Source organism: Pseudomonas sp. AC252 (assembly GCF_979258105.1).
Map to the genome: position 1 here is coordinate 1,436,572 of NZ_OZ409837.1, position 21,379 is coordinate 1,457,950.

Below are 21,379 nucleotides of genomic sequence, written 5' to 3' on the forward strand. Positions count from 1 at the left end.
AATGGTTCAGCGGTGCAGCTGACTGCACCGCTGAATCTCAAGGTTTAGCTATACACCCGGCCAAGGAGCTGCCGATGGCTTTCAAACTGATCGAGCACATCCCGGGTAATCTGCTCCGGCGTAAAGCCCATCAAGTCATAATCCTGACTGCCATTGTGCAGATACACCTCAGCGCGGTAATAACGCTGACGCGCTTCATCCGATTGCGCCGACTCGGTCGGGGTCGCCAGATAACCATCCAGGCTCACCTCGTAAACGAAAGGGTTGCCCTCTTCCATCTCGACCCGCACGCCCATGCAGCGCTTGGCCTTGCCCAACAGCGTTTGCACTTCAATGCCCTGATTGCGCAATTGCGCCGCTGCATCTTCCAGCGCCGGGGTGACGTGTTTGTCCATGAAGCGCTGCACCACCGATTGGCTCGGCTGCAGATCCAGTTGCGTCAAGCGCTCGCTGAAACCACGGCGTCCGCGCTCGGCCAGTTGCGCTTGCTCCTGTTCGATCTGCACGTCCTGGCGCATCGCCTTGTGCAGGCCGAACATGAAGCAGATCAGCACCACCGAAAACGGCAGGCCGGCCAGCACGACCATGGTCTGCATGGCTTCGAAGTTGCCGGCGAACAGCAGGCCGATGGTCACCAGGGTGATCACCACCGACCAGAAGATCCGCAGCCAGTGCGGCGCGTCTTCATCGACGTTGCCGCCCTTGCAAGAAAGATTCGCCATCATCACCGCGCCGGAGTCGGCCGGGGTCAGGAACAGCACGAAGCCGACAAAGATCGACACCCCGATGACGACTTTCGACGCCGGATAATGCTCAAGCAACTGATAGATCGCCATTGACGGCTGTTCCAGTGCCGTCTTGCCCAGCTCCACCGCGCCCTGATTCATCACCAGATCCAGCGCCGAGTTGCCGAAGATCGACAGCCACGCCAGAGTGAAGCCCAGCGGAATCAGCAGCACGCCGGCGACCAGCTCACGCACGCTGCGGCCACGGGAAATCCGCGCGATGAACATGCCCACGAATGGCGCCCAGGAAATCCACCACGCCCAGTAGAACAGAGTCCACAGACCCAGCCAGCGATCGGACTTGGCGCTGTCGCCTTCATAGACGTACAGGTCGAAAGTCTTCAGCACCACGCCGTTGAGGTAGTCGCCGATGTTCTGCACGAAGCCGTTGAGCAGGTGCAAAGTCGGGCCGAACAGCAGGACGAAAATCAGCAGACCGCTGAACAGCACGATGTTCAGGTTGGACAGACGACGGATGCCGTTTTCCACACCTGACACAGCGGCGATGGTCGCCACGGTGCTCATGACGATGATGACGATCAGCAGGTTGGTGTTGCTGTGCTCCATGCCGAACAGGTTTTCCAGCCCGGACGACACTTGCAGCGAGCCGATCCCCAGGTTGGTCACCAGACCCAGCAGGGTCACGAACATGCCGAAGCCGTCCACCGCGTGCCCGGCCGCGCCTTTGACCCAACGCTCGCCGACCAGTGGATACAGCGCCGAACGCAGCGCCAGTGGCTGGTTATGCCGATAGGCAAAATACGCCACGGCCAGACCGACCAAAGCGTAAATCGCCCAGCCGTGCAGGCCCCAGTGCAGGAAGGTCAGTTGCACCGCCTGCCGCGCCGCCAGATTGCTGGCCGACGTGCCTTCCGGCGGATTGAAGTAGTGATCCAGCGGCTCGGACGCGCCGAAGTACAACAGCGAAATGCCGATGCCCGACGAGAACAGCATCCCCGCCCAGGCGCCATAACTGAAATCCGGGGTGTCGTCCTTGCTGCCCAGTTTGAGTTTGCCGTACGAGGAAAACGCCAGACCGACCACGAACACCAGGTAGGCGGCGATCACTACCATGTAGTACCAGCCGAAGCTGCGCGACAGCCAGGCCTGGGCCATGCCCAACATTCTGCCGGCCTCTTGCGGGGCGATGATCAGAATGGCGGTCAACAACAGAATCAGCGCGGTCGAGGTGTAGAACACCCAACCGTTGACCGTCACCTTCTCGGGCGGGGTCTTTATTAGCGAGGCAGAACTCATGGCACAAATGCTCCAGGCAGTGCGAGAGAAGAACACAAGGCATCACGGAACCCGACCAATCGGTTAGTTGGCAGCCGACCGGCGGGTGATATAAAGACACTCCGAAAAAAGCCCGAACCTGCCGAAATGGCGTTGCGTATTCGCTTTCGTGGCCAGAGGCGACGGACGTTCATCCGAAACCTGGCCCCGAGCGTCTTGCCCTTTCAACACGTCCTTCGAGTCGCGAACCGCGCCATGCCCCACGCAGGTTTCGAGCCGTTTCAGGTGTCGGTTTTTATCGTCATCACGCGTAGGAATTTTCTGTAGGCAGCGACGAATTGTCGCAGATCTTATTCTTTGTTGATTGAACGTTCAATCAAAACAAAATAGACTGGCCCTCAATCCGATCGGCGTCATTCGCCCCTCGGAAGGCCTAAGGAGATGTGCAAGATGCCCAAGGTCGGTATGCAACCCATCCGCCGCCAACAATTGATCGAAGCCACTTTGCAAGCGGTCGATCAGGTCGGAATGGGGGACGCCAGCATTGCGCTGATCGCCCGTTTGGCCGGTGTCTCGAATGGCATCATCAGTCATTACTTTCAGGACAAGAACGGCCTGATCGCCGCCACGATGCGGTACCTGATGACCGCCCTCAGCGAGAGCGTCACCGCGCGCCGTCAGGCGCTGGCAGATGACAGCCCACGGGCGCATCTGCAGGTGATCATCGAAGGCAACTTCGACGCCAGCCAGGTCAATGGCCCGGCAATGAAAACCTGGCTGGCCTTCTGGGCCACCAGCATGCACCAGCCGTCTTTGCACAGGTTGCAGCGGATCAACGATCACCGTCTGTATTCCAACCTGTGCTGCCAGTTCCGCCGTGTGCTGCCGCTCGAAGATGCGCGCAGCGCCGCCCGGGGTCTGGCAGCGTTGATTGACGGCTTGTGGTTGCGCGGCGCGCTGTCGGGAGACGCTTTCGACACAGCGCAGGCGCAACAGATCGCTTACGAATACATGGATTTCCAATTGGCCAAGAAGGTGAGCTAGAGCACACAGAAAATGCTCGGCCCCTGAACTCCACCGCAGCGTCATCGCGGTGGTCAACGCCAACCACCAATGCACTTGCGAGGACACTATGGCCCGTTTCGAACTGCAAAAACTCTACATCGATGGCGCGTACACCGACGCCGGCAGCGACGCCACCTTCGAAGCCATCAACCCGGCGAACGGTGAAGTCCTCGCACTGGTGCAACGTGCGACCAAAGACGACGTCGAGCGCGCCGTGGTCAGCGCCGAAAAGGGCCAGAAAATCTGGGCCGCAATGACCGCCATGGAGCGTTCGCGCATCCTGCGTCGCGCCGTCGATATCCTGCGCGAGCGCAACGATGAGCTGGCCGCGCTGGAAACCCTGGACACCGGCAAATCGTTCTCCGAAACCAAGTACGTCGACATCGTCACCGGCGCTGACGTGCTGGAATACTACGCAGGCCTGGTGCCCGCCATCGAAGGCGAGCAGATCCCGCTGCGTGACACCTCTTTCGTTTACACCCGTCGCGAACCACTGGGCGTGGTCGCCGGTATCGGCGCGTGGAACTACCCGATCCAGATCGCCCTGTGGAAATCCGCTCCAGCCCTGGCGGCCGGTAACGCGATGATCTTCAAGCCAAGCGAAGTTACCTCGCTGACCACCCTGAAACTGGCTGAGATCTACACCGAGGCCGGCGTACCGAACGGCGTGTTCAACGTCCTGACCGGCAGCGGCCGCGAAGTCGGCACCTGGCTGACCGAGCACCCGCGCATCGAGAAAATCTCCTTCACTGGCGGCACCGACACCGGCAAGAAAGTCATGGCCAGCGCTTCGGCTTCGTCGCTCAAAGACGTGACCATGGAACTGGGCGGCAAGTCGCCGCTGATCATCTGCGACGACGCCGATCTCGATCGCGCCGCCGACACCGCGATGATGGCCAACTTCTACAGCTCCGGTCAGGTCTGCACCAACGGCACTCGCGTGTTCGTACCGGCGCACCTGAAAGCCGCTTTTGAAGCCAAGATCGTTGAGCGCGTTGCCCGCATCCGCGTTGGCAACCCGGAAGACGAAAACACCAACTTCGGCCCGCTGGTCAGCTTCCCGCACATGGAAAGCGTGTTGGCTTACATCGCCAAGGGTAAAGAAGAAGGCGCACGCGTGCTGTGCGGCGGCGGTCGTCTGACCGACGGCGAATTCGCCAAAGGCGCGTTCGTGGCTCCAACCGTATTCACCGACTGCACCGACGACATGACCATCGTGCGCGAAGAAATCTTCGGCCCGGTGATGGCGATCCTCTCCTACGAAACCGAAGAAGAAGTGATCCGCCGCGCCAACGACACCGACTTCGGCCTGGCCGCCGGTATCGTCACCAAAGACCTGAACCGCGCCCACCGCGTGATTCATCAACTGGAAGCCGGTATCTGCTGGATCAACGCCTGGGGCGAGTCCGACGCAAAAATGCCGGTCGGCGGCTACAAGCAGTCGGGCGTGGGCCGTGAGAACGGGATCAGCTCGCTGAACAACTTCACCCGCATCAAATCGGTACAGGTCGAGCTGGGCGATTACGTCTCGGTGTTCTGATCAGCTAGCTGATCAGCTGCAAGCGGCAAGTTTCAAGCTGCAAGTAAAAGCAGTTTGGGCTTGCCGGCCTCCCCGATTTCGAAGCCACAGCTCGCTGCTTTTTCTTGCAGCTTGAAGCTAGTGGCTTGTAGCTCCCGCAGGAGAATTTATGACTCAAGAATACGACTACATCATCATCGGCGCCGGTTCTGCAGGTAACACACTTGCGACCCGTCTGACTGAAGACGAAGGCGTCACCGTTCTGCTGCTCGAAGCGGGCGGCCCGGATTACCGCCTCGACTTCCGCACCCAGATGCCCGCCGCACTGGCGTTCCCGCTGCAGGGGCGTCGCTACAACTGGGCCTACGAAACCGATCCGGAGCCACACATGGACGGCCGCCGGATGGAATGCGGTCGCGGCAAGGGCCTTGGTGGTTCGTCGCTGATCAACGGCATGTGCTACATCCGTGGCAACGCCATGGACTATGACGGCTGGGCGAAACTGCCGGGCCTGGAAGACTGGTCGTACCTCGATTGCCTGCCGTATTTCCGCAAAGCCGAAACCCGTGACATCGGCCCGAACGATTACCACGGTGGCGACGGCCCGGTCAGCGTGACCACGCCGAAAGCCGGTAACAATCCGCTTTTCCACGCCATGGTTGAAGCCGGCGTCCAGGCCGGTTACCCGCGCACCGAAGACCTCAACGGTTATCAGCAGGAAGGCTTCGGCCCGATGGACCGCACCGTGACGCCGAACGGCCGTCGTGCTTCGACCGCCCGTGGCTACCTCGACATCGCCAAGAAGCGTTCGACCCTGACCATCGTCACTCACGCCCTGACCGACAAGATTCTGTTTGAAGGCAAGCGTGCGGTCGGCGTGCGTTACCTGATTGGTGACGCTGAAGAACGTGTGGAAGCCAAGGCGCGCAAGGAAGTCCTGCTGTGCTCCGGTGCCATCGCATCGCCGCAGATTCTGCAGCGCTCCGGTGTCGGCCCGGCGAAACTGCTGGAAAGCCTCGACATCCCGGTGGTTCACGACCTGCCCGGCGTCGGTGAAAACCTGCAGGATCACCTCGAGCTGTACCTGCAATACGCCTGCACCCAACCGGTCTCGCTGTACCCGTCGCTGCTCTGGTACAACCAGCCGGCCATCGGTGCCGAGTGGCTGTTCAACGGCACCGGCATCGGCGCCAGCAACCAGTTCGAGGCCGGCGGTTTCATCCGTTCGCGTCCGGAATTCGAATGGCCGAACATCCAGTACCACTTCCTGCCAGTGGCGATTAACTACAACGGCAGCAACGGCGTGAAAGAGCACGGTTTCCAGGCGCACATGGGCTCCATGCGTTCGCCGAGCCGTGGCCGCATCCAGGTCAAATCCAAGGACCCGCGCCAGCACCCGAGCATCCTGTTCAACTACATGGCCACTGAGCAGGACTGGCAGGAATTCCGCGACGGCATCCGCCTGACCCGCGAAATCATGCAGCAGCCGGCACTGGACGCATTCCGTGGCCGGGAGATCAGCCCGGGCATCGACGTGCAAACCGATGAGCAACTGGACAAGTTCATCCGCGAGCACGCCGAAACCGCGTTCCACCCGTCCTGCTCGTGCAAGATGGGCACCGACGAGATGGCCGTGGTCGATGGCGAGGGTCGTGTGCACGGCATGCAGAGCCTGCGCGTGGTTGATGCTTCGATCATGCCGATCATCACCACCGGCAACCTCAACGCGCCGACGATCATGATGGCCGAGAAAATCGCCGACAAGATCCGCGGCCGCAAGCCGCTGCCGCGCAGTAATGCTGCTTATTACGTTGCCAATGGTGCACCGGTCAAAGGCAAGCCGATGCGTGATATCACCCCCGTTACCCAGTAAGACATGACACCGCGTCACGGCTAATCGCTGGCAAGCCAGCTCCCACAGGGCTTTGCGTCGTTCACACATATTGTGTTCAGCAAAAAACCTGTGGGAGCCTGGCTTGCCAGCGATGAGGCCCTCACAACCAGCACAAATTCCTCTGCTGCACAGTAAATCCCCCTACACCCCCTCTTCACTTGATCCTACCCCCACGCAGGCCTACTCTAGACCTCGCGCAATCGTTTCATCCCTCCCCGCTGTCGCCATGCCGCTACTCCATTACAAGGAGGTTCCCGAATGTTCGATTTCCACCCCCAGCTCAAGCAGCGCTTCGCTGCCTTGCGCACGGGCGCTGAATTTTTTCCCTGCGGTATGTGCGTGAGTCCGGGCAGTTTCTGTCGGTGCGCAAGAACGTCGCCGAACCGCCGAGCCTGAGCCGCGATGAAGGGGCGATGCTTACCGTGCGCGTCAATGGCGTCGAAGCCTACGCGGCGACCAATGACCTCTCGCAACAAGGCCTGCAAGCCGCCCTCGAACGCGCCGAGCAACAGGCCCGCCGCCTCAAGCCGCACGCCTTGCTCGATCTGCGCGAGCAGCCGCTTTCCAGCGACCGCGCGGATTATTTTTCGCCTAACCTCGAACAGCCCTTCCCGTCCCTGAGCGAATGCTTCGATCTGCTTGGTGCGGAATCCGCCTCGGTGCCCAAGGATGAGCGCCTGGTCAATTGGCAGGTGAGCATCGGTATCACCCATGTCGAGCAGATCTACCTGAGCAGCGCCGGCGCCGAATTGCGTCAGGCCCAGCGCTTCGTTTATCCAAGCCTCGACGTCACCGCTTACGACGGCAACGACAGCCAGACCCGCAGCCTCGGTCGCGAGAACTTCGGCCAACAGGGTGGCGCCGATGTCATCAGCCGCTGCGGCCTGGTCGGTGCCGGTCCGCAAGTCGCCGATCAGGCCCTGCAACTGCTGCTCGCGCCGAACACGCCGCAAGGCCCGCGCGACCTGCTGCTGATGCCCGATCAGATGATGTTGCAGATCCACGAATCCATCGGTCACCCGCTGGAGCTCGACCGCATCCTCGGCGATGAGCGCAATTACGCCGGCACCAGTTTCGTCAAGACCAGCGATTTCGGCAGCCTGCAATACGGCTCGAACCTGCTCAACGTAACCTTCGATCCGGGCATCCCCGAAGAACTCGCCAGCTACGGCCATGACGACGACGGCACTGCGGCGAGCAAACAATTCCTGATTCGCGACGGCCTCTTGCTGCGACCACTGGGCGGGGCACTGTCGCAATACCGCGCCGGCCTCGATGGCGTTGCCAACAGCCGCGCCTGCGGCTGGAACCGCCCGCCGATCGACCGCATGGCCAACCTGAATATCGAGCCGGGCGATCAGACGCTGGAGCAGATGATCGGTGGTATCGAGCATGGCATTCTGATGAGCACCAACCGCTCGTGGTCGATCGACGATGCGCGCAACAAATTCCAGTTCGGCTGCGAATGGGCCCAGTTGATCGAGAACGGTGAACTTAAAGGCGTGGTGAAAAATCCCAACTACCGGGCCATTTCCGCGCACTTCTGGAAAAGCCTGCGCGCCGTCGGCGATGCCAACACCGTCAGGGTGCTGGGCACGCCGAACTGCGGCAAGGGCGAACCGAACCAGGTGATTCGCGTCGGCCACGCTTCGCCGGCCTGCGTATTCAGCAACATTGATGTGTTTGGGGGAGACGCCTGATGAGCATTTCGAAGCGTCAGTCCGACGCCTTCAAGGTCATGGTCAACTGGCTGCGCGACAGCGTACGCGAGCCGGAACAGTTCACGCTCAGCTATGCCGGCGAAACGTCGGCGTTCGTGCGTTTCAATCACGCCAAGGTGCGTCAGGCCGGGCAGGTCCAACAAGCTGACGTCGGCCTGAAACTGATCAACGACGGTCGCCACGCCGACCTGGAGATTACCTTGTCCGGGGATCAGGAAGCCGATCTGCAACGGCTTGCCGAAGGTCTGCAACAACTGCGCGAAACCTTGCCGCTGCTGCCGCAGGATCCGTACCTGCTGCTCAATCACAACAGCTGGCAGAGCACGCACGTACAAGCGCATCCGCTGCCGGACACCGAAGATGTCGTCGGGCAAATCTGCGCCGCCGCTGAAGGTCTGGATCTGGTCGGTTTCTATGCCGCCGGTCCGATCAGCCGCGGTTTCGCCAGCTCCGCCGGTGCGTTCGGCTGGCATGAAGCCAACAGCTTCAATTTCGATTTCAGCCTGTTCCATGAAAACGGCGAAGCGGTGAAGGCCAGCTATGCCGGGCACGACTGGAGCGACGAGGGCTTCGCCCGACGTTTCGCCCAGGCCCGCGAACAGCTGGAGTTTCTCGGTCGACCGTTACGCACTCTGGCGCCGGGTCAGTACCGCGCCTATCTGGCACCGGCGGCGCTGGAAGAAATCATGGGCATGCTCAGTTGGGGCGGTTTTTCGGCGCAATCGATCGCCAGCAAGAGCAGTCCGTTGCAGAAACTGTACGTCGGCGATCAGGCGTTCAGCCCGCTGGTGTCGCTGGATGAAAAAGTCAGCGAGTCCCTGAGCCCGGCGTTTTCCGCCGAGGGTTATCCGCGCAGCGATCTGCGTCTGATCATCGAAGGCCGGGCCGGGGATCAGTTGGTCGGTTCGCGCAGCGCCGCCGAATATGGTCTGGCGGCGAACGGTGCGGGCGGCGGCGAGATGCCCAGCGCATTGAACATGGCCGCCGGTGATCTGTCGCAAGCAGAGATTCTCAAGCAGTTGGGCACCGGGCTGTACATCAGCAACCTGTGGTACCTGAACTACTCCGATCAACCGGCGGCGCGCATGACCGGCATGACCCGTTTCGCGACCTTCTGGGTCGAAAATGGCGAAATCCAGGCGCCGGTCAGCGCCATGCGTTTCGACGACAGCGCCTACAACCTGCTCGGCTCGCAGTTGGAAGCGTTGACTACCGAGCGTGAATTGCTGCTGTCGGCCAGTACCTACAGCCAGCGCAATACCTCGTCATCGCTGTTGCCGGGGGCGCTGGTCAGCCGGTTGACCCTAACGCTGTAAAACAAAGCTCCCCGGCACACAGGGGATCAACTATTGGAATAGAAACTGTGGCGAGGGGATTTATCCCCGATGGACTGCGCAGCAGTCCCGCTTTTTGGGGCCGCTGCGCGACCCAGCGGGGATAAATCCCTTCGCCACAGGGTTTCATGTTTGAACAAAAATCTGTATTAACCACCCACAAGAGGTTCCATGCCCAACCGCCCGCCTCTCGACGCCATCACCGCACGCTGGTTGCCGTGGGTCGTCGCCATTGCGTTCTTCATGCAGTCCCTCGACGGGACCATCCTCAATACCGCGCTGCCGGCCATGGCCAGCGATCTGGCCGAAGACCCGTTGCGCATGCAGGGCGTGATCATCGCCTACATGCTCACCGTGGCCCTGCTGATCCCGGCCTCCGGCTGGATCGCCGACCGCTTCGGCACCAAGAAGATCTTCTTCGGCGCCATTCTGCTGTTCAGTTTCGGCTCGTTGCTCTGCGCGTTATCCAGCAGCCTGAGCATGCTCATCGGTGCGCGGGTGATTCAGGGCCTCGGCGGTGCGCTGATGCTGCCGGTCGGGCGGCTGGTGGTGCTGCGCGCCTACCCGCGCTCGGAACTGGTGCGGATCATGGGTTTCATCACCATTCCGGGTCTGCTCGGTCCACTGATCGGCCCGACCATGGGCGGCTGGATGGTGGAATACGTGACGTGGCACTGGATCTTCCTGATCAACCTGCCGGTCGGGGTGATCGGTTGTTATGCGGTGTGGAAATTCATTCCTGACCTGCGCGGTACGGAGCGCACGCGCTTCGATAGCCTCGGTTTTCTGCTGTTCGGCGCGGCGATGATCCTCATCACCATTGCCATGGAAGGCCTCGGCGAACTCCACCTGCCGCACTTGCGGGTGATGTTGCTGCTGTTCGCCGGCATGGCCTGTCTGGCGGCGTACTGGCTGCGCGCCGGGCATATCGACAATCCGTTGTTCGCGCCGTCGCTGTTCAAGACACGTACCTTCGCCGTCGGTATTCTCGGCAACCTGTTCGCACGCTTGGGCAGCGGCGCCCTGCCGTTTCTGGTGCCGTTGTTGCTGCAAGTGGCCTTGGGTTACTCCCCCTCGCAAGCCGGGATGAGCATGTTACCGCTGGCCGCTGCGGCGATGATCGCCAAGTGGGTCGCGCGGCCGCTGATCGAACGCCTCGGCTATCGCATCGTCCTCACCGGCAACACATTGGCGCTGGGGATCATGCTGGCGAGCATGGGCCTGGTCAGCGAGCAGACGCCGTACTGGCTGCTGCTGTGCCTGCTGGCGGTGCTCGGTGCGATCAACTCGCTGCAATTCACTGCAATGAATACGGTGACGCTGATCGACCTCGACGATGCCAGCGCCAGCAGCGGCAACAGTTTGCTGTCGGTGGTCGCGCAGTTGTCGCTGAGCCTCGGCGTGGCTTGCGCCGGTGCGCTGCTTGGGGGATTCACTGCGAAGGTCGGCAACGACGGCGTGGAAACCGTACTCGGTGCGTTCCAACTGACCTTCGTCACGGTCGGCATCATGGCCATGCTCGCCGCGACGATTTTCTCCCAGCTATCGAAGGAAGACGGCCGCCGCGCCAAGCGCCCGGAAGAGCACATCGAGCACTGATGTGTGGGGGAGAGCTCTGTGGCGAGGGGATTTATCCCCGTTGGGGCGCGTAGCGCCCCTCTGCTTCTGCTGTCGCCTCCGCCAGTCAGGCTGATCGCATTCATCTTTTTTGGGGGCGCTACGCACCCCAGCGGGGATAAATCCCCTCGCCACAGGTAATCCCTGCCTCGGGTTCAATCGCTGTTCGTCCAGAACTGTCGAGGAAACGGGCACGGGGCTGCTACACTGCGCGACATTTTGTTTTGCAGGCCAGTCCCGTGACCACCATCGCCACCGCTTTTAATACTCTGCCGCTGTCCGCCGCCATGCTGGCTAACCTCGAATCACTCGGTTATGCCCAGATGACGCCGATCCAGGCGCAGAGCTTGCCGGTGATCCTCAAGGGGATGGACCTGATCGCCCAGGCCAAGACCGGCAGCGGCAAGACCGCCGCGTTCGGCATCGGCCTGCTCAACCCGATCAATCCGCGCTACTTCGGTTGCCAGGCGCTGGTGATCTGCCCGACCCGCGAGCTGGCCGACCAGGTGGCCAAGGAAGTCCGTCGTCTGGCCCGCGCTGAAGACAACATCAAGGTCCTGACCCTGTGCGGTGGCGTGTCATTCGGCCCGCAGATCGCTTCGCTGGAGCACGGCGCGCACATCATCGTCGGCACTCCGGGGCGCATTCAGCAGCACCTGCGCAAGGGTTCGCTGGTGCTCGACGGCCTGAACACGCTGATCCTCGACGAAGCCGACCGCATGCTCGACATGGGGTTCTACGACGCCATCGAAGACATCATCATCAAGACCCCCGAGCGGCGCCAGACTCTGTTGTTCTCCGCGACCTACCCGGTGGGCATCAAGCAACTGGCCTCGAAATTCATGCGCGATCCGCAGACCGTCAAGGCTGAAGCCTTCCACGACGACACGCAGATCGAGCAGCGCTTCTACGAGATTTCCCCGGAAGAGCGCATGAGCGCGGTGACCAAAGTCCTGCACCACTTCCGTCCGGCGTCCTGCGTGGCGTTCTGCTTCACCAAGCAGCAGGTGCAGGAAACCGTCGACCACCTGACCGCCAAAGGCATTTCCGCTGTTGGCCTGCACGGCGATCTGGAACAGCGTGACCGCGATCAGGTGCTGGCGATGTTCGCCAACCGCAGCACCTCGGTGCTGGTCGCCACCGACGTCGCCGCCCGTGGCCTGGACATCGATGCGCTGGACATGGTGATCAACGTCGAGCTGGCGCGCGATTCGGAAATCCACATCCACCGCGTCGGCCGCACCGGTCGCGCGGGCGAGAAAGGCATCGCCATCAGCCTGGTCGCGCCGTCCGAAGCTCATCGTGCGCAAGCCATTGAACAGTTGCAGAAAGCGCCGCTGAACTGGGATCAGATCGACAACCTCAAGTCCCAGGGCCTGGCACCGCTGCAACCGCCGATGACTACCCTGTGCATCGGCGCTGGCCGCAAAGACAAAGTGCGCCCGGGCGACATTCTTGGCGCACTGACCGGCGAAGCGGGCATTCCCGGCGCGCAGGTTGGCAAAATCGCCATCTTCGATTTCCAGGCCTACGTCGCTGTCGAGCGCACCGTGGCCATGCAGGCCTTGCAGCGCCTGAACGACGGCAAGATCAAGGGCCGCTCGTTGCGCGTGCGTATTCTGTAAGCGATCTTCCATCCAGAGGAGATCCCTGTGGGAGCGGGCTTGCCCGCGATGACGGCCTGACAGACAACATTTATGTTGAATGTGCAGACCTCATCGCGGGCAAGCCCGCTCCCACATGGGTCACAGGTGATTTTGAATTTTGTGTGAGGACACCGTTTTGCGCTCTACCGAAGTCGTGATCATTGGCGCTGGCGCGGCCGGCTTGATGTGTGCCCTGACCGCCGCCGGGCGCGGGCGTCAGGTGTTGCTGCTCGACCACGCGAACAAAGCCGGCAAGAAAATCCTCATGTCCGGCGGTGGACGCTGCAATTTCACCAACATGTACACCGAACCGAGCAATTTCCTTTCGCAGAACCCGCATTTCTGCAAGTCGGCGCTTGCGCGTTACACCCAGTGGGATTTCATCGGTCTGGTCGGCAAGCACGGCGTGCCGTACCACGAGAAGAAACTCGGCCAGTTGTTCTGCGATAACAAATCCAGCGACATCCTCGGCATGCTGCTCGATGAATGCGATCAGGCCGGCGTCGATCTGCGTCTGGACACCTCGATCCAGACCATTGAAAAAATCGACAGCGGTTATCTCCTCGACACCACACTTGGCCAGGTTCAGTGCCAGTCTTTGGTGATCGCCACCGGCGGCCTGTCGATCCCGACCCTGGGCGCTACCGGTTTCGGTTATCAGGTCGCCAGACAATTCGGCCATGAACTGCTGCCGACCCGCGCCGGGCTGGTGCCGTTCACCATTACCGACCAGCTCAAGGAGTTGTGCACAGAGCTGTCCGGGACCTCGGTGGATTGTCTGGTCAGCTGCAATGACCAGAGCTTTCGCGAAAACATCCTGTTCACCCATCGCGGCCTCAGTGGCCCGGCGATTCTGCAGATCTCTTCGTTCTGGGAGCCCGGCGACACGGTGGAGATCAACCTGCTGCCGGATCACGACGCGGCGAGCTGGCTGCAAGAGCAGGTCGCCGAACGCCCGAACAGTGAACTGAAGACTTTGCTTGGCGAGATTTTCACCAAGAAAATGGCCAACCTGCTGGCGGATAACTGGTTCGTTTCCAAACCAATGAAGCAGTACACCCACGCGGAACTGGCGGAGATCGCCGAGAAGCTTGGCAGCTGGAAGGTTGTACCGGCGGGGACTGAAGGCTATCGCACGGCTGAAGTGACCCTGGGTGGCGTCGATACCCGCGAGGTGTCGTCCAAGACCATGGAGTCGCTGAAAAGCCCGGGGCTGTATTTTATAGGCGAAGTGCTCGACGTTACCGGGCATCTGGGCGGGTTCAACTTTCAATGGGCGTGGGCCTCCGGTTACGCTGCCGCGCAATACGTCTGATCCCATTCTCTCGAATGTGAAATGCAATCTCTGTGGGAGCTGGCTTGCCAGCGATGAGGCCGGTACATCCAACATCAATGTTGAATGTCAGACCGCCATCGCTGGCAAGCCAGCTCCCACATGGATATGTACGCCATTTGAGATTTAGTTCGGCACAAGACCTCAAAGGAACACTTTTTGCTGTCAGATGTGCTCGGCGCCATTGCGTCGGCGTCATTACTGGCTCAATTTAGCGGCATCGCCTCGGAAGGCCTTCGCACTTCATGTCCTCGACCTCGTTTCGTCAGTCTTTGCGGCGCCTGTGGGCGCTGGATAAATTCAGCTATAGCGTGCGGGTATTCATCGCCCTGACCGGCAGCATGGCGCTGTGCTGGTATCAGGATGAAATGGGCCTGCTGATCCCGTTGTTCCTCGGCATCATCGCCAGCGCCCTGGCCGAGACCGACGACAGTTGGCAGGGTCGTCTCAACGCTCTGGCGGTGACGCTGGTGTGTTTCAGCATCGCCGCGCTGTCGGTGGAATTGCTCTTTCCCTACCCGATCATTTTTGCCGTGGCCCTGGCGCTGGCCAGTTTCGGCCTGACCATGCTCGGCGCGCTGGGCGAGCGTTACGGTGCGATCGCCTCGGCGACGCTGATTCTCTCGGTGTACACGATGATCGGCGTCGATCAGCGCGGCGGCGCGGTTACCGATTTCTGGCATGAACCGATGCTGCTGGTCGCCGGTGCAGCGTGGTATGGCCTGCTCTCGGTGCTGTGGCAGGCGCTGTTTTCCAATCAACCGGTGCAGCAGAGTCTGGCGCGGCTGTTCCGCGAACTGGGCCTGTATCTGAAGCTGAAATCCTCGCTGTTCGAGCCGATCCGGCAGATGGACGTCGAAGCCCGCCGCCTCGAACTGGCGCAACAGAACGGCCGGGTGGTCGCCGCACTCAACACCGCCAAGGAAATCATCCTGCACCGGGTCGGCAATGGTCGACCGGGCTCGAAAGTCAGCCGTTATCTGAAGCTGTATTTTCTTGCGCAGGACATCCACGAACGCGCCAGCTCTTCGCACTACCCTTACAACGCGCTGGCCGAGGCATTCTTCCACAGCGACGTGCTGTTTCGCTGCCAGCGCCTGCTGCGCCAGCAAGGCAAGGCCTGCCGGGCCTTGGCCGAGTCAATCCAGATGCGCCAGCCGTTCATCTACGACGCCAGTTTCGCCGAAGCTTTGAGCGACCTGCATGCCTCCCTCGAACACTTGCGCATCCAGAGCAACCCGGCATGGCGCGGCCTGCTGCGCTCGTTGCGCGCACTGGCGGCGAACCTCGGCACCCTCGACCGCCTGCTCAGCGATGCGAGCAACCCCGATGCTCTGGCGGACGCCACCGACAGCAGCCTGCTCGACCGCTCACCGCGCAATCTCAAGGACGTATGGATTCGCCTGCGTACGCAACTGACGCCGACTTCTCTGCTGTTCCGTCATGCCCTGCGCCTGCCGCTGGCACTCAGCATCGGCTACGGCATGGTGCACCTGATCCACCCGTCGCAAGGCTACTGGATCATCCTCACCACGCTGTTTGTCTGCCAGCCGAACTACGGAGCCACCCGGCGCAAGCTCGGCCAGCGGATCATCGGCACGGCCATTGGTCTGACGGTGGCCTGGGCGCTGTTCGATCTGTTCCCCAACCCGGTGGTGCAATCGTGCTTCGCCATTGCTGCCGGCGTGGTGTTCTTTACCAACCGCACCACCCGCTACACCCTGGCGACGGCGGCGATCACGATCATGGTGCTGTTCTGCTTCAATCAGGTCGGCGATGGCTACGGACTGTTTCTGCCACGGCTGTTCGATACCTTGCTGGGCAGTTTGATCGCAGGGCTGGCGGTGTTCCTGTTCCTGCCAGACTGGCAGGGTCGGCGCCTGAACAAAGTGCTGGCCAATACCCTGACCTGTAACAGCATCTACCTGCGCCAGATCATGCAGCAATACGCCGCCGGCAAGAGCGACGACCTCGCCTATCGCCTGGCGCGCCGCAACGCGCACAACGCCGACGCGGCACTGTCGACAACACTGGCGAACATGCTCATGGAGCCGGGGCATTTCCGTAAGGAGGCGGATGTCGGCTTCCGTTTCCTGGTGCTGTCGCACACGTTGCTCAGTTACCTGTCCGGCCTCGGCGCGCACCGCGAAACGCAACTGCCGGCGGATGTGCGCGAGCATCTGATCGAAGGCGCCGGGGTGAGACTGGCCACCAGCATCGACGAAATCGCCCAAGGCCTGGCGAGCAAGCAGTCGATTGCGATTCAAAGTGATGAAGAAGAAGCGCTGGCCAATGATCTGGAACAGATGCCAGATGAAATCGATGAGGGCCAGCGACTGGTGCAGACGCAGCTGGCGCTGATTTGCCGGCAGCTGGGGCCACTTCGGACGTTGGCGGCGCATCTGATCAAAGAGGTCTAGCTGCAAGCTGCAAGCTGCAAGCCAGACGCCGCCCCGGCTTCTAACTTGAAGCTTGCAGCTTGAAACTTGTAGCTCCCAACTACATTCCATGCCGCCGCAACAACTTCTCATAGGTGCCGTCAGCCTTCATCGCGGCAATCGCCCGATCAAACCCCGCGACAATCTGCTCATGCTGTGGGTTCTGCAGGCTGACCAGTATGTGCAGGCTGTTCTCACTCAACGGCTTGGCTAGAAATTCCACCGAATTGCGCACCTTGGCCGATTCCCGCGCCAGGTAATACTTCGCTACGTACTCATCCTCCAGCGTCAGCTTGACCCGATCCGCCGCGAGCATGCGTACGCCCATGGCGAAGTTGTGCACGGGCACTTTCTGCATCGCCGTGTCGGCATCGAACGGTGCGGAATAGGCATAGCCGCGCACCACCGCAATCGGATAGGTGTGCAGTTGCTCAAGGCTGTTGTATTCAATGGGTGCGTCTTTACGCTTGAGGAAGCGGATGCGGTTGATCAGGTACTCAGCGGAAAACTGGCCGATCTGCGTGCGCTCGTCGTTGTACCAGGCGTTGACCAGCACGTCGTAACGCCCTTCGCCAATCCCCAGCAATGCTCGCGCCCACGGCACTTGCTCATAACCGCTGGCATAACCGGCGCGAGCCAGTGCGGTGCTGACAATGTCGGTAGCCAGGCCACCGTTGACCAGTGCATCGTCGGTAAACGGCGGCCAGTTATCGAACGCCAGCCGCAGCTTCTGCGCCGCAGCATCCTGGCCCAGCACCAGCAGTCCGATCAACGCAACGGCTTGAAGCAATCGCAGCATGCTTGAACATCCTCAGCGGGCAACCGCCCGACGTGGTTTCACGTCAAAATCCAAGGCCCCTTACCGGCAAAACCCAAGCATTGAACATTAGCTCATGGGAGCCAGTGGACAGTGCTCTTCAGCAGATTACACAAAGTCGCAGCCAGCGTGAGAAAGGAATAGTGGCATTTTGACCTTTATCACAGACTGTTGCGCCATACAGACATACGGCGCTGCTGCGCTTAGTATCGGGCGACATGGTCAAGGAATCGAAAAATGACAATCGAGTGGATCTGCAAACATCATCGTGATCTGGGCAAAGAGCAGTTGTACGCCTTGTTGAAGCTGCGCTCTGATGTATTCGTGGTCGAACAGAAATGCGCCTATCCGGATCTCGACGGCCAGGATCTGGACGGCGATACCCATCACCTGATGGGCTGGGAGGATGATCAACTGATGGCTTACCTGCGCCTGCTGGATCCGGAATCCCAGGGCGGCGACGTGGTGATTGGCCGCGTGGTGACCGCGCCCGCCGGCCGTGGCAAAGGGTTGGGCCACGCGATGATGGAACAGGCGCTGAAGCAGGCCGAAAAGCACTGGCCGCAGGTACCGATCTATCTGTCGGCGCAGGCACACTTGCAGAGGTATTACGGCCAGTACGGATTTGTCGCAGTCGGCGAGGAATATCTCGAGGATGACATTCCACATATCGGCATGCGTCGGTCCTGAAGGCCCTTTCGCGAGCAGGCTCGCTCCCACAGGGAATGCGCATCCATTGTGGGAGCGAGCCTGCTCGCGAAGGCGTCAGAACCGTCGGCGCAGGAATCAGGGGTATTCAAGCACTGCCTTTATCTGCCGCAAATTGCGCTCGATCCAGCCGCAATCAATCGCTCCCCACTCGCGAATCCGATAGCACCCGGCATGATTGCGCGCGCCCTCCTCCTGTTCGAACTCACAGATGATGTCCAGATCAGCCAGCGCGGCGATGGTGTCCTGCGCCGTGCGTCGAGGCATGCCGGTGACTTCGGTCAGCGCCGGCACGCTTGGCGCCAAGCCACTGTCGATCAGATAGGCCACGTACAAACGGCGGTAGAAACTGCTTTTGGTCTTGCTGACGTCCATCACACCTTCCTGATTGGTCAAGCCTGCATATCCCGCCACGTCAGGTACACACGCAGATCGAACTCGATCTGGTGATACCCCGGCAGCATGTGCTCGCACAGTTTATAGAACGCCTTGTTGTGGTCCGATTCCTTGAAGTGCGCCAGCTCGTGCACCACGATCATCTTCAGAAAATCCGGCGCGGCGTCCTTGAACAGCGCGGCGATGCGGATTTCCTTGTTTGCCTTTAGCTTGCCGCCCTGCACTCGTGACACCGTGGTGTGCAGACCGAGCGCGCGATGGGTCAGGTCGAGGCGGTTGTCGAACAGCACTTTGTCGATGGCCGGCGCGTTGCGCATATACTGCTGTTTGAGATCCAGCGCGTAGCTGTACAGTGCCTTGTCGCTCTGTACGTCATGCCGTCCCGAATAGCGCTGATCGAGGTAATCACCCAGCCGCCCTTCGGCGATCAGCTGGCGCACCTGATCCTGCAAACGCTCGGGATAGGCCTGGAGGTATTTCAACACAGTCATGGACGAGCGACGCGGTTCGGAAAAGGTGCGCCAGTGTAGCGAATTCAGCCGGCCAGCGCGCTCCAGTCAAACGGTTCGGCAAAGCGCACGGCGTCCTCGGCGACCAGAGGGCGCGCCACCAGGAAGCCCTGCACGTACTCACAGCCATGGGCTTGCAGCCACTGATATTGTTCGATGGTTTCTACACCTTCGGCGATCACCAGCAGACCGTATTGCTTGCACAGGTCGATGACCATGCGCACCAGCGCCGCATCGCGTGGCGAGTCCGGCAGGCGCGCGATCAAGTGGCGATCGAGCTTCAGCGTGTCCAGTTCCAGATCGCGCAGATGCGCCAGCGAGCACGGCCCTGAACCGAAATCGTCCAGCGCCACGCGCACCCCGAGATGACGCAGCAGCCGCAGTTGCTTGCGGGTCTCGTCCGGGTTATGCATCAACGCTTCTTCGGTGACTTCGACTTCCAGTTGCCGAGGCAGCAGCGCATGGCGCTCCATGACCTGACGCAATTCAGTGACCAGATTCGGCAGGCCGAACTGGGTGTTGCTCAGGCTCACGCCGAGCACCAGATCGTCGGCGAACAAGGTTTCCCAGGCTTTGCGCTGGCCGGCGCCACGGTGATAGATCCAGCTGCCGAGGCGACTGATCAAGCGCGCCTCTTCCAGCAACGGCAGAAACAACCCCGGCGGCACATCGCCGACGCTCGGATGCTGCCAGCGCAGCAACGCTTCGAACCCACGGATCTGCCCGCTGCCGATCGCTACCTGCGGCTGATAGACCAGGTTGAAATCGCGGTTTTCGATGGCCTCGCGCACGCTGTCTTCAAGCATCAGACGCGAGCGTGCGCGGCCGTTCATCTCATGATCATAGAAGCGATATTGCTGACGCCCGGCACGCTTGGCTTCGTACATGGCAATGTCCGAGGCGCGCAGCAAACCGTCGAGATTGCGCCCGCAGTCGGGATAAGTAGCGATGCCGATACTGGCGCCAAGGACGATATCCAGACCTTCGATCTGCTGACAGACCGACACACGCTCGATGAGCTTCTCGGCAATCTTCGCCGCTTGCTCGGGAAACTCCAGATCCAGCAGCGCGGTGAATTCATCGCCGCCCATGCGCGCGAGAATATCGAACGGCCGCAGGCACGCCTTCAGTTGCTCGGAAACCCAGCGCAACACGCGGTCGCCGGCATCGTGGCCAAGGGAGTCGTTGACGCGTTTGAAACCGTCGAGATCGAGGTAGAGCAACACCCAGCTGCTGTCACTGCGCTCGCCGCGCAGCAGCAGGTTTTCCACGGTCTGGTAGAACCCGCGTCGGTTGAGCAACCCGGTCAGCGGATCGGTCACCGCCTGGAACTCCAGTTGCTGGTGCAAGTGACGCACCACCGACATGTCCAGCACCGTCACCACCATTGCATGCTGCTCCGAGGGCAGCGGAGCACAAGACAAGGCCACCGGCACTTGCTGCCCCGGCGCCGTACGCAACAATGCATCATGCAGACGCAGGGTTTCACCGCGCTGGTAGCCGGCGTAGAACTCGGAATCGGCCCATAGCGGAATGTGCGGCTTCTGCAGGAAATCGAGAAACTCCTTGCCCTCAAGTTCCTTCACCGGCGCATTGAGCAGCCGTGAAATCGCCGGATTGGCAAAACGGATCACGCCGTCCTCGCTCAGCACCAGAATGCCTTCGGCGGCGTTATCCAGCACTGAAGCATTGAAGGCCCGCGCCACTTCCAAGTCATGGCTGAGGCGTTGCAGGGCACGGCGATTGCGTTGGTGCTCAAGCAACGCCTGGACCTTGGGCTTGAGAATCTGCGGATCGAACGGCTTGAACAGGTAATCCACCGCGCCACTGGCATAGCCCTTGATCACGGCGTCCTGGGATTGCTCGTTGGCGGTCAGGAAAATGATGGGCGTCAGCCGCGTGCGCTGGCTGCCGCGCATCAGCCGCGCAACCTCGAAACCGTCCATGCCGGGCATCTGCACATCGAGCAGGACCAGATCGATGTCGTATTCGAGCAAAAGGTTCAGCGCCTCGAAACCGGAGGCGGCGGTCATCACGTGCCAATCCTGACGCTGCAGCAACGCGCGCATGCTGATCAGGTTTTCGGGGTAATCATCGACGATCAAAAGGACCGAGCTGCCTTCACCTGGCTGGGGTTGCGCGCATTCCATGCTGCTTCTCTTATCAAGCCGTTGCCGGCAAAAACCATAGACGTACTGAGCCTTCACTCTAGTCGCGGTTCCCATAAAGCAGAAGCTGTCATGGCGCCATCATTCGACCATTGTTCCGTCGAGCCGACTAACGGTCACGCCTACAGCCCCCGAAAACCGGGAAGGATGGCATTTCGACAGGATGTTGACGCCAATCAACCGCCGGACGGGC

General features: G+C 60.9%; 14 protein-coding genes and 1 pseudogene. 10 read left to right on the forward strand and 5 right to left on the reverse strand.

What is annotated here, in order from left to right; all coding sequences use genetic code 11:
* Positions 1–44: 44 nt before the first annotated feature.
* Positions 45–1,985: a BCCT family transporter gene (locus tag ACZZZ4_RS06720; protein ID WP_223259140.1), complete on the reverse strand. Its 1,941-nt coding sequence runs from the start codon at positions 1,983–1,985 to the stop codon at positions 45–47.
* Between the two features lie 486 nt (positions 1,986–2,471).
* On the opposite strand from ACZZZ4_RS06720, the gene betI reads away from it, so the two are divergent.
* The 9 genes and pseudogenes from betI to yccS all read left to right on the forward strand — a co-directional run bounded on the left by betI (position 2,472) and on the right by yccS (position 16,570).
* Positions 2,472–3,065, forward strand: a complete 594-nt coding sequence (betI, locus tag ACZZZ4_RS06725; RefSeq protein ID WP_008085771.1) for a transcriptional regulator BetI — start codon at positions 2,472–2,474, stop codon at positions 3,063–3,065.
* An 88-nt stretch (positions 3,066–3,153) separates the two neighbouring features.
* Complete coding sequence (betB, locus tag ACZZZ4_RS06730; RefSeq protein ID WP_024014608.1) at positions 3,154–4,626, forward strand: betaine-aldehyde dehydrogenase; 1,473 nt, start codon at positions 3,154–3,156, stop codon at positions 4,624–4,626.
* A 148-nt stretch (positions 4,627–4,774) separates the two neighbouring features.
* Complete coding sequence (betA, locus tag ACZZZ4_RS06735) at positions 4,775–6,478, forward strand: choline dehydrogenase (protein ID WP_122612391.1); 1,704 nt, start codon at positions 4,775–4,777, stop codon at positions 6,476–6,478.
* A gap of 279 nt (positions 6,479–6,757) precedes the next feature.
* Positions 6,758–8,199: pseudogene (locus tag ACZZZ4_RS06740) on the forward strand (TldD/PmbA family protein).
* Positions 8,199–9,536 (forward strand): TldD/PmbA family protein, encoded by a 1,338-nt coding sequence (locus tag ACZZZ4_RS06745; protein WP_463547484.1) that lies wholly within the window; start codon positions 8,199–8,201, stop codon positions 9,534–9,536. Before ACZZZ4_RS06740 ends, ACZZZ4_RS06745 begins: the two are co-directional and overlap by 1 nt.
* 189 nt (positions 9,537–9,725) lie before the next feature.
* Positions 9,726–11,153, forward strand: coding sequence for a multidrug transporter subunit MdtD (gene mdtD / locus ACZZZ4_RS06750; protein WP_463547485.1), 1,428 nt, complete (start codon positions 9,726–9,728; stop codon positions 11,151–11,153).
* 257 nt (positions 11,154–11,410) lie between these two features.
* Complete coding sequence (gene dbpA / locus ACZZZ4_RS06755) at positions 11,411–12,796, forward strand: ATP-dependent RNA helicase DbpA (RefSeq protein WP_024014613.1); 1,386 nt, start codon at positions 11,411–11,413, stop codon at positions 12,794–12,796.
* A 157-nt stretch (positions 12,797–12,953) separates the two neighbouring features.
* Entirely contained in the window at positions 12,954–14,132 is a 1,179-nt protein-coding gene (locus ACZZZ4_RS06760) for a BaiN/RdsA family NAD(P)/FAD-dependent oxidoreductase (RefSeq protein ID WP_129997783.1), read from the forward strand.
* A 263-nt stretch (positions 14,133–14,395) separates the two neighbouring features.
* Entirely contained in the window at positions 14,396–16,570 is a 2,175-nt protein-coding gene (gene yccS, locus ACZZZ4_RS06765; protein WP_129997784.1) for a YccS family putative transporter, read from the forward strand.
* Between the two features lie 79 nt (positions 16,571–16,649).
* Here the strand turns inward: yccS and ACZZZ4_RS06770 are convergent, their stop codons facing one another.
* Positions 16,650–17,387 (reverse strand): substrate-binding periplasmic protein, encoded by a 738-nt coding sequence (locus ACZZZ4_RS06770; protein ID WP_463547486.1) that lies wholly within the window; start codon positions 17,385–17,387, stop codon positions 16,650–16,652.
* Between the two features lie 255 nt (positions 17,388–17,642).
* Between ACZZZ4_RS06770 and ACZZZ4_RS06775 the strand changes: the two genes are divergently transcribed.
* The gene (locus ACZZZ4_RS06775) at positions 17,643–18,095 is read left to right on the forward strand and encodes a GNAT family N-acetyltransferase (protein WP_039757613.1); all 453 of its coding nucleotides are present in this window, start codon (positions 17,643–17,645) and stop codon (positions 18,093–18,095) included.
* Between the two features lie 96 nt (positions 18,096–18,191).
* Here the strand turns inward: ACZZZ4_RS06775 and ACZZZ4_RS06780 are convergent, their stop codons facing one another.
* The 3 genes from ACZZZ4_RS06780 to ACZZZ4_RS06790 are packed head-to-tail and all read right to left on the reverse strand — an operon-like array spanning position 18,192 to position 21,168.
* Positions 18,192–18,488 (reverse strand): winged helix-turn-helix domain-containing protein, encoded by a 297-nt coding sequence (locus ACZZZ4_RS06780; RefSeq protein WP_415763981.1) that lies wholly within the window; start codon positions 18,486–18,488, stop codon positions 18,192–18,194.
* A gap of 17 nt (positions 18,489–18,505) precedes the next feature.
* Positions 18,506–19,000, reverse strand: a complete 495-nt coding sequence (locus ACZZZ4_RS06785) for a M48 metallopeptidase family protein (RefSeq protein ID WP_039757611.1) — start codon at positions 18,998–19,000, stop codon at positions 18,506–18,508.
* A gap of 44 nt (positions 19,001–19,044) precedes the next feature.
* Entirely contained in the window at positions 19,045–21,168 is a 2,124-nt protein-coding gene (locus ACZZZ4_RS06790) for a putative bifunctional diguanylate cyclase/phosphodiesterase (RefSeq protein ID WP_463547487.1), read from the reverse strand.
* Positions 21,169–21,379 lie beyond the last annotated feature (211 nt).

Bases quoted from the DNA above. Each gene is read 5' to 3' on its own strand.
- betA (WP_122612391.1), top strand. From the start codon at position 4,775: ATGACTCAAGAATACGACTACATCATCATCGGCGCCGGTTCTGCAGGT.
- ACZZZ4_RS06790 (WP_463547487.1), bottom strand. From the start codon at position 21,168: ATGGAATGCGCGCAACCCCAGCCAGGTGAAGGCAGCTCGGTCCTTTTG.
- ACZZZ4_RS06770 (WP_463547486.1), bottom strand. From the start codon at position 17,387: ATGCTGCGATTGCTTCAAGCCGTTGCGTTGATCGGACTGCTGGTGCTG.
- ACZZZ4_RS06780 (WP_415763981.1), bottom strand. From the start codon at position 18,488: ATGGACGTCAGCAAGACCAAAAGCAGTTTCTACCGCCGTTTGTACGTG.
- ACZZZ4_RS06745 (WP_463547484.1), top strand. From the start codon at position 8,199: ATGAGCATTTCGAAGCGTCAGTCCGACGCCTTCAAGGTCATGGTCAAC.
- betB (WP_024014608.1), top strand. From the start codon at position 3,154: ATGGCCCGTTTCGAACTGCAAAAACTCTACATCGATGGCGCGTACACC.
- betI (WP_008085771.1), top strand. From the start codon at position 2,472: ATGCCCAAGGTCGGTATGCAACCCATCCGCCGCCAACAATTGATCGAA.
- mdtD (WP_463547485.1), top strand. From the start codon at position 9,726: ATGCCCAACCGCCCGCCTCTCGACGCCATCACCGCACGCTGGTTGCCG.
- yccS (WP_129997784.1), top strand. From the start codon at position 14,396: ATGTCCTCGACCTCGTTTCGTCAGTCTTTGCGGCGCCTGTGGGCGCTG.
- ACZZZ4_RS06775 (WP_039757613.1), top strand. From the start codon at position 17,643: ATGACAATCGAGTGGATCTGCAAACATCATCGTGATCTGGGCAAAGAG.
- ACZZZ4_RS06785 (WP_039757611.1), bottom strand. From the start codon at position 19,000: ATGACTGTGTTGAAATACCTCCAGGCCTATCCCGAGCGTTTGCAGGAT.